We start from the raw sequence: 13217 nt of genomic DNA on the forward strand, positions 1-13217 counted from the left end.
ACATGGCAAGCCGGGTTTTCCTTCGATGCATGGCTTCTAAAGCGCACCGCGATCTTTCAGATTCGTGCCTCGCGCTTTAGGTCGTTGATTTTCCGCATGTCGTTGGCGCAAAGCCGCTGCACACTTTTGCACGACGTGCTTTTAGTGGCTGTCGGCCATGCGGGCGGCCTCGACGGCATCGGACTGCTCGAAGCGCACGCCGTTGAAGAAGGCGTTCAGCAGGACGGCGACGATGGAGGCGAGCACGATGCCCGATTCGATGATGGGATGGATCGCATGCGGCATCCACATCAGGTAGTTCGGGGCGAGCAGCGGGATCAGGCCGAAGCCGATGGAGACGGCAACCACGAAGAGGTTGTTGCGCGACGACTTGAAGTCCACCGTCGTGAGGATGCGCACACCCGTCGCGGCCACCATGCCGAACATCACGAGGCCGGCGCCACCGAGGATGAAGGTCGGCACGGCCTCGACGAGGGCGCCCATCTTCGGGATCAGTCCGAGGACGATCATGATGATGCCCCCCGCGACGCAGACATAGCGGCTCTTCACGCCGGTGACACCGACGAGGCCGACATTCTGCGAGAAGCTCGTATAGGGGAAGGTGTTGAACAGGCCGCCGATCATCGTGCCGATGCCGTCGACGCGCAGGCCCGCCGTCAGGTTCTGCTGGGAGACCGGCCGGCCGGTGATTTCCCCGAGCGCCAGGAACATGCCGGTCGATTCGATCATGACGACGATCATGACGAGCGTCATGGTGGCGATCAGCACGGGATCGAAGATCGGCATGCCGAAGCGCAGCGGCGTGACGACGGCGAACCAGCCGGCATCGGCCACGCGGTCGAAATGCATCATGCCGAGGATCGACGCGGCGACGCAGCCGATGACGACGCCGCTGAGGACGGCGATGTTGCTGATGAGGCCGCGGCCGAAGCGGGCGATGGCGAGGATCGAGACGAGCACCAGCGCCGACAGCGCGATATGGCTCGGCTCGGCATAGATCGGGTTGGAAACGGTCGGCGCGATGGCAAAGCCGCTCGGAACCGCCGGGCCGCCGCTTTCCGCCAGCGTCTTCATCTGGGCGAGCCACTCGGCATGGGCCGGGTCGATCAGCTTGGGCGCGGTCGGGCCGAAGGGATTGCCGAAGGTCCAGTTGATGCCGACGCGCATCAGCGACACGCCGATGACGAGGATGATGGTGCCCGTCACCACGGGCGGAAAGAAGCGCAGCAACCGGCCCATCAGGGGCGCGATCAGGAGAGCGATGAAGCCGGCGCCGATGATGGCGCCGAAGATCATGCGCGCGCCCTCCGTTCCCGGCGTCATGGTGGCCATGGAGACCATCGGCCCGACGGAGGCGAAGGTGACGCCCATCATGACGGGCAGGCGGATGCCGACATGCCGGCCGAAGCCGAGCGACTGGATGATGGTGACGAGGCCGCAGACGAAGAGGTCGGCGGAAATCAGGAACGCGACATCCTGCGGGCTGAGCTGCAGCGCGCGTCCGACGATGAGCGGCACGGCGACGGCGCCGCCATACATGACGAGTACGTGTTGGATGCCCAGCGTCGCGAGCCTGCCCGCAGGCAGTTTCTCGTCCACCGGGTGTATGCTGGATGCGTCGCTCATGGATACTCCTCCCATCCCATCGACCTTCCGAATTCCCGTCCTCCAACGGGGTGCGCCATCTTTGGTAGAGCGACAGACGGTCGCAAGCATAGCCCGGCGATAAACACTTTACGGTTTTCTGGGGTAATCCTGCGAGGAAGCTGGTCCGCCGCGTGCCTGGGGCTTGTCGGATTCAGCTGGAATTTCATCGGTTTGGCGCCGATCCGGCGCCGATATGCGACGTGAGCCAGCATTCATTTGACCGCAAGTAACCCTCTGCCGTCAACTGTTTCCTGTGCGGCATATGTGTATTTCCACGCCGCCACCGGAAGAGCGGGAAACAGGCCTGGAGAGAGGCGTTGTGCCGGAAAGCCGGAACCCCGCAGGAAGCTGCGTGCGCGAAGCGAGGCAGCGTCGCGGCGGGCCACCGGAGACCTGATCCGGCGGTCCCCGACCTTGCCGGCAGGCCGGAAAAGCAAAAGGCCTTCCGGTTTCCCGAAAGGCCTTTGGAATTCGAATGGTGGGCGTGACAGGGATTGAACCTGTGACCCCTACGATGTCAACGTAGTGCTCTCCCGCTGAGCTACACGCCCATCCGATGAGGCGCATAGACCACAAAACCCCGAGGCGCGTCAATAGGTTTTTGAAGCTTTTTTTACGGGGCGATTTTGCGGTCTTTTCCGAGGGTTAGGCGGCCAGCATCTTGTTGACTTCCTCGACGAGATCGCGCAGGTGGAACGGTTTGGACAGAACCTTGGCGTCCTTCGGGGCCTTGGAATCCGGGTTGAGCGCCACGGCGGCGAAGCCGGTGATGAACATGACTTTCAGGTCCGGGTCGAGTTCCGTCGCGCGGCGGGCAAGCTCGATGCCGTCCATCTCCGGCATCACGATGTCGGTCAGGAGAAGCGAGAAGGGTTCTTCGCGAAGCCGGTCATAGGCGCTGGCGCCGTTGTCGTAGGACAGCACCTGGTAGCCCGCCTTTTCGAGCGCCTTCACGAGGAACCGGCGCATATCGTTGTCGTCTTCTGCGAGGAGAATCTTGGGTGTCATGGAATTCGGGAACCGTTGCTAAGGTTGTCTGCCCGCGGACGGGCGGTTCTGTTACAAGAGCGTATTCCGGTAAATATCCGGTGAATGGGTGAGGGCAAGCCCTTATCCCTCGTTTCTCAGTATGGACACGGGGTGTGGCCGCTGGCAACATGGCCGACGCAATGACTTTCAGGCATGGTAAAGGACGGCAATGGCGGAGGCCTCAAGCGAAAACAGTCACTTCGAAGTGCTGGAACCGGTTTCGCAGAGCGTGCCCCTCGTCTTCAATTCCCCCCACAGCGGTCGGCGTTATCCACAAGGCTTCCTGGCGCAGTCGCGCCTCGATGCGCTCGCCATCCGCCGCTCGGAGGACCATTATGTCGATGAGCTGTTCTCCGTTGCGCCGGCGCTCGGCGCGCCGATGCTGGTCGCGCATTTCCCGCGCGCCTGGCTCGACGTCAACCGCGAGCCCTACGAGCTCGATCCGCGCATGTTCGAGGGGGCGCTGCCCTCCTATGCGAACGTCAATTCGATCCGGGTCGCCGGCGGGCTCGGCACCGTGCCGCGGGTTGTCGCCGAGAACATGGAGATCTACCGCCATCGCTTTCCCGTGGAAGAGGCGCTGGAGCGGGTCGAGACGGTCTACAAGCCCTATCATGCCTGCCTGCGCCGCCTCGTTGTGCGCACCCATGTGACCTTCGGCTTCTCGGTGCTCATCGACTGCCATTCGATGCCGGGCAATATCCGCGTTTCCGGCACGGGCATGCGGCCGGACTTCATCATCGGCGATCGCTACGGCACGAGCGCGTCAGGCGAGCTTTCGCGCACGGCGATGCGGCTTCTGGAGGACATGGGCTTTTCCGTCGTGCGCAACAAGCCCTATGCGGGCGGCTTCATCACCGAGCATTACGGCCGGCCGGCCAAAGGGCTGCATGCGTTGCAGATCGAGGTGAACCGCGGCCTCTATGTCGACGAGACGACGCTGGCCAAGCGGCCGGACTTCGCGGTGCTGCAGACGGCGATCTCGGCTTTCCTGCAGGACTTTTCCGACCATGTCGAGGAATATGCCGCCGACCGGGCGCTCGCCGCCGAATAGGCCGGCCTCCCGTCAAAAAAAACCGCGCTTGGGGCGCGGTTAAGTCTAGGGAGGAAACACCCAAGGAGGGTATTTACAGCCACGAATGACTGTAAGAAAACAATAATATTGCGCTGCACAAATGTCAAGCGCAACTGCGGGACAAATTTGCGGTCCGTTAAGCAACATCCTGTTCCCGCTCCGCGCGGCCTTCTGCGTCAATCCGGTTCCGTTTTCCGCGGCGATGCAGTAAGGAGAGGCGGTCCGCAGCCCCTCCGAGAGATCCCCCATGTTGCCTGATCGCACCTTCTTCGACCGCCTTGCCGATGCCGCAAGGAAGGAAACCCTGCCGCGCTTCCGCGTCGGCGCCGATGTCGTCAACAAGGAGGCTGCCGGCTTCGACCCCGTGACGGAGGGCGACCGGGCGGCGGAACTGGCGATCCGCGCGCTGATCGAGCAGCATTTCCCGGGGCATGGCATCCTCGGCGAGGAACACGGCTCGGTCGGCCTCGACCGCGAATATGTCTGGGTCATCGACCCGATCGACGGCACGCGCGCCTTCATTTCCGGCGTGCCGGTCTGGGGCACGCTGATCGGCCTCTATCGCAACGGCGAGGCCGTCATGGGGCTGATCGACCAGCCCTTCACCGGCGAGCGCTATTTCGCCGACGGAAGCGTGTCCCACTATGCCGGACCGGATGGCAGCAAGGCGCTGTCGACGCGGTCCTGCAACAGCCTGTCCGATGCGATCCTCTTCACCACCTCGCCGCACCTCTTCACGGAACGCCGCAAGGACCGGTTCGAAGCCGTGCAGGAGAAGGTGCGGCTCTTCCGCTACGGCGTCGATTGCTACGCCTATGCGCTGCTCGCCGCCGGCCATGTCGACCTCGTCGTCGAATGCGGGCTGAAGCCCTATGACGTCGGTGGCCTCATCCCGGTCATCGAACAGGCGGGCGGCATCATCACCGCCTGGGACGGCGGCCCGGCGGAAATGGGCGGCGAGATCATCGCGGCCGGCAGCCGCAAGGTCTATGACGAGGCGATGGCGCTGCTGAACGGATAGGAATCCGTTTCGCGATTCCCTTCCTTGAACCAGGCTCGATTTAAAGGGGGCCTGCGTTCAGGCGCCGAGGCTGGTTTCCTCGGCGTCGCTTCCCGGAATGAAGGCGTCGATCGCGGCCAGCGCCTGCATGCGGTAGCGGTCGGCCTCCTGGAACAGTTCGTGGCGCGCGCCGTCGATCTCGATGAGGCGGGCGGCGCGGAAGATGCGCGCGAGATCGCCGATCGCCTTGCGCGGCACGAGGGCGTCCCGCGTCGGGCACAGCAGCAGGGTGGGAATGCGGATGCGCGTCAGGTGATCCTGATGTGTCACGCGCGCCATGGTCTTCAGCGTCTCGTTCAGCCAGCGGGCGCTCGGCCAGCTGATGGAAAGCTCCGGGTGCTCGGCGAAGATGGCGGCATTGCGGGCAAAGCGCCGCGGATCGGATGTCACGATGTTATGTGCGAAGTCGAGCGGCGGATCGCCCTTGCGGAAGGTGTGCTTGCCGAGACCCAGCAGCGAAGCCATCCGGGCGATGACGGTGATCTTGCGCTGGCTCATCGACTGGCCGGCCAGCGCGATGAAGGGTGCGGCGAGCACCATGCGCTCGATGCGGTTTTCGAGTAGCGGTGCCTGGGAGAGGGCGACGAGCGCGCCGGTCGAATGGGCGACAATGAAGAAGGGCAGGCGGGCATCCGGCAGCACGATCTTCTCCAGGAAGAGCGAAAGATCGGCCTCGTAGTCGGAAAACCGGAGGATATGGCCGGTGCGGCTGCCCGGTATCAGCCGGTCGGACCCGGCCTGCCCGCGCCAATCGAAGGTGGCGACCCAGAGGCCGCGGGCGGTGAGGTCGCTGATCGTCTCGAAATATTTCTCGATGCATTCGCTGCGGCCCTGCAGCAGCACCACCGTGCCCTTGGCCTCGCGCTCGTTCGAGCGGAACACCGCGTAGCGGATCTTTACGCCGCCATTGCCTTCCAGGAAGCCGGCGAAATGGTTCTCCGGTACGGGATTGTCGGCGGTGGCGTTGAGGATGGAATCCATGGCGCGGGCGGGTCTCGGCGGGCGTCGATGATCGATGGATAGGCGCTGGCGCCAGTGCCGTCAAAGAAAAAAGCCGGCTGCATGCGGGCACGGGGGGCTTCACATGCAGTCCGGCGTAATTTGACCGGGAAGGAAGGGACGTTACACCCCGGTCGTCAGAAGTTTTCGCTTCCGATGATGCCGTTCTAGCAGGACCAATCTGAACGCTGTCCGAAGCCGCCGTTCATCCTCCGTTCATCTCGAAATTTTTTCCGAGGCCCGCCTTTTCGGCCGGCCAGGCCCCTTGAACAGCTGAAATTCCATTCCCATCTCAACGTCACGGACGCCAACAGGGTCCGTCGAGGTTTCCGTCGCCAGAATGGGACGGGGCCGGATGAACCGGGCTGCACCTTCGGAAATCGGGGCAGCCTTCAGAAAGATCGCAACCGTTGCTCTAAAGGAGGACACCATGCGTCACGTCGATTTCTCCCCCCTCTATCGTTCCACCGTCGGCTTCGACCGTCTCTTCACCATGCTCGACAGCCTCGGCCAGCCCGATCAGGCGCAGAGCTACCCGCCCTACAACATCGAGCGCACCGGCGAAAACACCTACCGCATCACCATGGCGGTGGCTGGCTTCGACGAGAGTGAACTCTCCATCGAGGCGCGCGAGCATGCGCTGACGGTCAAGGGCGAGAAGAAGGACGACGCGGCCGAAGACAGCCAGTATCTCTACCGCGGCATTGCCAAGCGCGCCTTCGAGCGTCGCTTCCAGCTCGCCGATCATGTGGAAGTGCGCGCCGCCTCGCTGAAGAACGGCCTTCTCCACATCGACCTCCTTCGCGAGATCCCGGAAGCCGCCAAGCCGCGCCGTATCGAGATCACGGCCGTCCAGCGCGACGCCAAGCAGATCGAAGCGCAGACCAACTGATCCGGTTTCGCGTTCGATCGGAATGAAGAAGGGCGGTGCCGCAGGGCACCGCTTTTTTTGTGTCCGGCGATGCCGCTCAGAGCGCCGAGAGGAAGTCGTCGACGTCGGTTTGCTTCGTGGCGAAGCTCGTGACGAGCCGGATCAGCGTTTCGTCCGCGCGCATGCTGGCCTTCACTTCGGGGCCGGCGGGCCAGTCGTAGAAGACGGCGCCCTTGTCCTGCAGGGCCTTCATCGCATCGTTGCGGAGGATGACGAAGAGCTCGTTCGATCCCGTCGGCCAGGCGAGACGGGCCGTATCGGAGGCCTCGAAACCGGCCGCAAGGCGCGCTGCCATGGCATTGGAATGACGGGCGAGGCTGAGCCAGAGGCCGTCCTTGAAATAGGCGTCGAACTGGGCGGCGATGAAGCGGGACTTTGAGAAGAGCTGGGCCGAGCGCTTGCGCAGGAAATGCATCTGCTGCGCCTTGCCCGGATCGAACAGGATGAGCGCCTCGGCGCACCAGCAGCCGTTCTTCGTGCCGCCGAAGGAGAGGATGTCGACGCCGCGCCTCCAGGTCATGTCCGCCGGCGTTGCGCCGAGATGGACGAGCGCATTGGCGAAACGTGCGCCATCCATGTGCAGCGGCAGGCTCGCCTTCCTCGCGACCTCCGAGAGGGCGGCGATTTCGTCGAGCGTATAGGCGGTGCCGGCTTCGGTGGCCTGGGTGATGGTGACGGCCATCGGCTGTCCGCCATGCACGAAGTCCGGCGGGAAGCGGCCTATGGCGGCGGCGAGGGCGTCCGGGGAGAGCTTGCCGGCGGGACCGTCGATCGGCACCAGCTTGGCCCCGGCAGCGAAAAATTCCGGCGCATTGCATTCGTCGACATTCACATGGGCTTCGCGATGGCAGAAGAGCTGGCCGCCGGGCCGGTTGAAGCTGGCCAGCGCCAGCGAATTGGCCGCCGTGCCCGTGCCGACGAAGAAGACGGCGACGTCACGCTCGAAAATCTGCGAAAAGGTCTTTTCCACATGCTTGTCGAGGTCGCTCGCGCCATAGGCCGAGGCGAAGCCGCCGGCCGCCGTCACGAGGCTCTGTGCGATGTCTGGATGGGCGCCGGCCCAGTTGTCGGAAGCGAAAAACATGCGATTTCCAGTGCGAATGTGGCTGCGGGAGGACCATAATGGAGAAATGAAGGCGATCAATCGCCAAAAACGGCTGAAAGTGCCATCCCCCTGGAGAATGAAAGGAATGGAAACAATGGGCCAGGTGGTCGTAATTTAATTTCAAGCTTGCGGCGGAGCAGGCAATTTTTCTTCATGGGGTGGTGATTATTTGGCATGATGGCCTTGCGGCCCGGGGGTGTTTCTGGCATAGAGCCCATGAAATAGGACAGGTTTGCTGTCCTATTTCGGTCAAGAGACCGAAGAGGCGCCTTCCGCGACCGCGGAAACTGCCGAAACGGCACCAGGCGAGGGAGGATCGCTCCTTCGAAAAACCTGGTTGCCACGACGGTCCTGATGATCATTCCTGGTCGGCCGTCGTTTTGCGGTTACATCAGGTTCTGAAAACAGCCGCTCGCGAGGCCCTGCCCCAAGGCAAAAGGGTCACACGGGCGAAAAGGATTGCCCGCAGGATGGGCCCACAGGAGGAAGAAGATGATGGTGAAGACCCAAGCACATGATTTGCGGCAGTTCCGGGCGCAGGCGACTGCGACGGGCGCCACGACACGCGCTTCCAATCCGGGCCTGCCGAAAAAACAGGGACTCTATGATCCGCGCAATGAACACGATGCCTGCGGCGTCGGCTTCGTGGCGCATTTGAAAGGCAAGAAATCGCACCAGATCGTCAAGGACGGGCTGTTCATGCTCGAGAACCTGACGCATCGCGGCGCTGTCGGCGCAGATCCGCTGATGGGCGACGGTGCGGGCATCCTCGTCCAGATTCCGGACCGCTTCTTCCGCGAGGAGATGGCAAAGCAGGGCATCACGCTGCCGAAGGCCGGTGAATATGCCGTCGGCCACATCTTCATGCCGCAAGACGAGAAGCTCGTCGATTATTTCAAGAAGGTCATCGGAGATGTCGTCGCCGAAGAGGGGCAGGTCCTCATCGGCTTCCGCGACGTCCCGGTCGACAATTCCTCGCTCTCCAAGGCTCCCGAGATCGCCGCCACCGAGCCGCGGCACGTCCAGGTCTTCATCGGCGCCGGCCGCGACGCCGCGACGAACGGCGAGTTCGAGCGCCGGCTCTTCACCCTGCGCAAGGTGATCTCCAACCGCATCTACGATGAATACGAGGGCGAGGAGAGCAATTTCTATCCCGTCTCGCTGTCCTCGACCACCATCGTCTACAAGGGCATGTTCCTCGCCTACCAGGTGGGCGCCTACTACAAGGACCTTGCCGATCCGCGCTTCGAATCGGCCGTCGCCCTCGTGCACCAGCGCTTCTCCACCAATACCTTCCCGTCGTGGAAGCTGGCGCACCCATACCGCATGGTCGCCCATAACGGCGAGATCAACACGCTGCGCGGCAACGTCAACTGGATGGCGGCCCGCCAGGCCTCCGTCTCCTCGCCGCTGTTCGGTGAGGACATCACGAAGCTCTGGCCGATCTCGTATGAGGGCCAGTCGGATACGGCCTGTTTCGACAACGCGCTCGAATTCCTCGTGCGCGGCGGCTATTCCATGGCCCATGCGGTCATGATGCTGATCCCCGAGGCCTGGGCCGGCAACCAGCTGATGAGCCAGGAGCGCAAGGCGTTTTACGAATACCACGCCGCGCTGATGGAGCCGTGGGACGGCCCCGCCGCCGTCGCCTTTACCGACGGCAAGCAGATCGGCGCGACGCTCGACCGCAACGGCCTGCGCCCGGCCCGCTACCTCGTCACCGACGATGACCGCGTCATCCTCGCCTCCGAAGCCGGCACGCTGCCGGTCAAGGAAGAGAGCATCGTCAGGAAGTGGCGCCTCCAGCCGGGCAAGATGCTGCTCATCGACATGGAGGAAGGCCGCATCATTTCCGACGAGGAGGTGAAGTCCGCGCTTGCCGCCAAGCATCCCTATCGCGAGTGGCTGGACAACACCCAGATCATCCTGGAAGACCTCGGCCCGGTCGAGCCGCGGGCGCTGCGCCGCGACGTCTCGCTGCGCGACCGCCAGCAGGCCTTCGGCTATACCCAGGAGGATACCCGCCTCCTGATGTCGCCGATGGCGACCACCGGGCAGGAGGCGATCGGCTCCATGGGCACGGACACGCCGATCTCGGCCATGTCCGACAAGACCAAGCTGCTCTACACCTATTTCAAGCAGAACTTCGCGCAGGTGACGAACCCGCCCATCGACCCGATCCGCGAGGAACTGGTCATGAGCCTCGTCTCCTTCATCGGCCCGCGCCCGAACATCCTCGACCATGGCGGCGCGGCCAAGGCCAAGCGCATGGAAGTGCGTCAGCCGATCCTTACCAATGGCGATCTCGAAAAGATCCGCTCGATCGGCCATGTCGAGGACCGTTTCGACACCAAGACGCTGGATTTCACCTATGATGTCTCGCGCGGTGCGGATGGCATGCCGGAAATGCTCGACCGTCTGTGCGAGCGTGCCGAGCAGGCCGTCACCAGCGGCTACAACATCATCGTGCTCTCCGACCGCCAGATCGGGCCGGACCGCGTGGCGATCCCGGCGCTCCTGGCGACGGCCGCCGTGCACCACCACCTGATCCGCAAGGGGCTTCGCACCTCGGTCGGCCTCGTCGTGGAGACCGGCGAGCCGCGCGAAGTGCACCATTTCTGTCTTCTCGCCGGTTACGGCGCGGAAGCGATCAACCCGTACCTGGCCTTCGACACGCTCACCGACATGCACAAGCGCGGCGAGTTCCCGAAGGAAGTGGACGCGGAGGAGATCGTCTATCGCTACATCAAGGCGATCGGCAAGGGCATCCTGAAGGTCATGTCCAAGATGGGCATCTCGACCTACCAGTCCTATTGCGGTGCGCAGATCTTCGACGCCATCGGCCTCTCCTCCGAGCTTGTCGACAAATATTTCTTCGGCACGGCGACGACCATCGAGGGCATCGGCCTCGACGAGATCGCCAAGGAGACCTTCAACCGCCACAAGGCCGCCTTCGGGCGTGATCCGCTGCTCGCCAACACGCTGGATATCGGCGGCGAATATGCCTATCGCATGCGCGGCGAAGAGCACGCCTGGACGCCGGACGTCGTCGCCTCGCTGCAGCATGCGGTGCGCGGCAACGCGGCCGATCGCTACAAGGAGTTCGCCGACCTGGTGAATGCCTCCTCGCTGCGCATGAACACGATCCGCGGCCTCTTCTCGATCAAGGGCGCGGAAGCGGCCGGCCGCAAGCCGATCTCCATCGACGAGGTGGAGCCGGCGGTGGATATCGTAAAACGCTTCTCGACGGGCGCCATGTCCTTCGGCTCGATCTCCCGCGAGGCGCACACCACGCTAGCCGTCGCCATGAACCGGATCGGCGGCAAGTCGAACACCGGGGAGGGCGGCGAGGAAGCCGACCGCTACATGCCGCTGCCGGACGGTTCGATGAACCCCGAGCGCTCGGCGATCAAGCAGATCGCCTCCGGCCGCTTCGGCGTGACGACCGAATACCTGGTCAATGCGGACATGCTGCAGATCAAGGTCGCGCAGGGCGCCAAGCCCGGCGAGGGCGGCCAGCTGCCCGGCCACAAGGTGGACGCGACGGTCGCCAAGACCCGTCACTCCACCCCGGGCGTCGGCCTCATCTCGCCGCCGCCGCACCACGATATCTATTCGATCGAGGATCTGGCGCAACTCATCTACGACCTGAAGAACGTCAACCCCGAGGCCGATATCTCCGTAAAGCTCGTCTCGGAAGTCGGCGTCGGCACGGTTGCCGCCGGTGTCGCCAAGGCGCGCGCGGACCATATCACCATCGCCGGCTTCGACGGCGGCACGGGGGCCTCGCCGCTCACCTCGCTGAAGCATGCCGGTTCCCCGTGGGAAATCGGCCTTGCCGAGACGCACCAGACGCTGGTGCTCAACAAGCTGCGCTCGCGCATCGCGCTGCAGGTCGACGGGGGCCTGAAGACCGGCCGTGACGTCGTCATCGGCGCGCTGCTCGGCGCGGACGAGTTCGGCTTCGCAACGGCCCCGCTCATTGCGGCCGGCTGCATCATGATGCGCAAGTGTCATCTCAACACCTGTCCGGTGGGCGTCGCGACCCAGGACCCGGTCCTGCGCAAGCGCTTCAAGGGCACGTCGGAGCATGTCATCAACTACTTCTTCTTCGTCGCCGAAGAGGTGCGCGAAATCCTGGCCTCGCTCGGCGTGCGTTCGCTGAACGAGATCATCGGCGCCTCGGAGCTGCTCGAAAAAGAGAGGATGATCTCGCACTGGAAGGCCAATGGCCTCGACTTCTCCCGCATCTTCCACAAGGTCGATGCGCCGAAGGAGGCGACCTACTGGACCGAGCGGCAGGATCATCCGATCCACGACGTCCTCGACCGCAAGCTGATCGAAGAGGCGAAGCCCGCGCTGGAGAAGAAGACGCCCGTCGCCTTCGAGGTCGACATCAAGAATGTCGACCGTTCGGCCGGTGCGATGCTGTCCGGGGCCGTCGCCAAGCGCTACGGCTTCAAGGGGCTGAAGGACGACACGATCTCGGTGAAGCTGCATGGCACGGCGGGCCAGTCCTTCGGTGCCTTCCTTGCCCGCGGCATCACCTTCGACCTGATCGGCGCCGGCAACGACTATGTCGGCAAGGGCCTTTCCGGCGGCCGTATCGTCGTGCGTCCCCCGGCGGAGAACCGCGCGGTGCCGCATGAATCGATCATCGTCGGCAACACGGTGCTCTACGGCGCGATCTCGGGCGAGTGCTACTTCAACGGCGTTGCCGGCGAACGTTTCGCCGTGCGCAATTCCGGTGCCGTCGCCGTCGTCGAGGGCGTGGGCGACCACGGCTGCGAATACATGACCGGCGGCGTCGTCGTCGTCATCGGCCAGACGGGCCGCAACTTCGCGGCCGGCATGTCGGGCGGCGTCGCCTATGTGTTGGACGAGGAGGGCGATTTTGCCCGCCGCTGCAACATGGCGATGGTCGAGCTGGAGCCGGTGCCGGAAGAGGACGACATGCTGGAGAAGCTGCACCATCATGGCGGCGACCTCATGCACAAGGGCATGGTCGATGTCTCCGACGACATGACGCGCCACGACGAGGAACGGCTCTACCAGCTCGTCACGAACCACCTGCACTATACGGGTTCGCCGCGGGCGCGGGAGATCCTCGACAAATGGGCCGAGTATCGTCCGAAATTCCGCAAGGTCATGCCGGTCGAATACCGCCGCGCGCTCGAAGAGATGGAGCGCATGAGGATGGGGATCGCTGCCGAGTGAGGCGGCCGGCTCCGCAAGGAGCCCCTCATCCGCCTGCCGGCACCTTCTCCCGGTGAACGGGAGAAGGGATGTGCGGCAAGGCGGTGCGACATCTGCCTTCTCCCCGCCTGCGGGGAGAAGGTCGCGGCAGCGGGATGTGGGGTTGTCCCCGTCA

At 63.9% G+C, this 13217-nt stretch carries 8 protein-coding genes and 1 tRNA gene; 4 read left to right on the forward strand and 5 right to left on the reverse strand.

All coding sequences use genetic code 11. The features are described 5' to 3' along the window. Positions 1-141 precede the first annotated feature (141 nt). From MUU56_RS15895 to cpdR1, 3 genes are all read right to left on the reverse strand, one after another. Positions 142-1626: a nucleobase:cation symporter-2 family protein gene (locus MUU56_RS15895; protein WP_244768271.1), complete on the reverse strand. Its 1485-nt coding sequence runs from the start codon at positions 1624-1626 to the stop codon at positions 142-144. A gap of 497 nt (positions 1627-2123) precedes the next feature. After that, a tRNA-Val gene (locus tag MUU56_RS15900) sits at positions 2124-2198 on the reverse strand. Positions 2199-2292: 94 nt separating this feature from the next. Continuing rightward, positions 2293-2655: a response regulator CpdR1 gene (gene cpdR1, locus MUU56_RS15905; RefSeq protein WP_023512679.1), complete on the reverse strand. Its 363-nt coding sequence runs from the start codon at positions 2653-2655 to the stop codon at positions 2293-2295. A 190-nt stretch (positions 2656-2845) separates the two neighbouring features. Here cpdR1 and MUU56_RS15910 point away from each other — a divergent pair, with 190 nt between their 5' ends. Both MUU56_RS15910 and hisN read left to right on the forward strand, forming a co-directional pair. Next, positions 2846-3730, forward strand: coding sequence for an N-formylglutamate amidohydrolase (locus tag MUU56_RS15910; RefSeq protein ID WP_244768272.1), 885 nt, complete (start codon positions 2846-2848; stop codon positions 3728-3730). Positions 3731-3998: 268 nt separating this feature from the next. Continuing rightward, a complete protein-coding gene (hisN, locus tag MUU56_RS15915) occupies positions 3999-4772 on the forward strand; it encodes a histidinol-phosphatase (RefSeq protein WP_244768273.1) in 774 nt (257 codons plus the stop codon). A 57-nt stretch (positions 4773-4829) separates the two neighbouring features. Here hisN and MUU56_RS15920 read toward each other — a convergent pair whose 3' ends face one another. Beyond that, positions 4830-5792, reverse strand: coding sequence for an alpha/beta fold hydrolase (locus MUU56_RS15920; RefSeq protein WP_244768274.1), 963 nt, complete (start codon positions 5790-5792; stop codon positions 4830-4832). 448 nt (positions 5793-6240) lie between these two features. Here MUU56_RS15920 and MUU56_RS15925 point away from each other — a divergent pair, with 448 nt between their 5' ends. Further along, positions 6241-6702 carry an Hsp20 family protein gene (locus MUU56_RS15925; RefSeq protein WP_244768275.1) on the forward strand — a complete coding sequence of 154 codons (462 nt, stop codon included), beginning with the start codon at positions 6241-6243 and terminating at the stop codon, positions 6700-6702. A gap of 76 nt (positions 6703-6778) precedes the next feature. Here the strand turns inward: MUU56_RS15925 and MUU56_RS15930 are convergent, their stop codons facing one another. Next, on the reverse strand, positions 6779-7825 hold the full coding sequence (locus MUU56_RS15930) for a threonine aldolase family protein (protein ID WP_244768276.1): 1047 nt from the start codon (positions 7823-7825) through the stop codon (positions 6779-6781). Positions 7826-8341: 516 nt separating this feature from the next. On the opposite strand from MUU56_RS15930, the gene gltB reads away from it, so the two are divergent. Then, complete coding sequence (gene gltB, locus MUU56_RS15935; protein WP_398432318.1) at positions 8342-13063, forward strand: glutamate synthase large subunit; 4722 nt, start codon at positions 8342-8344, stop codon at positions 13061-13063. Positions 13064-13217: the final 154 nt, after the last annotated feature.

Source organism: Shinella yambaruensis, assembly GCF_022899355.1.
In the GTDB taxonomy this organism is placed as follows: Bacteria; Pseudomonadota; Alphaproteobacteria; order Rhizobiales; family Rhizobiaceae; genus Shinella; species Shinella yambaruensis.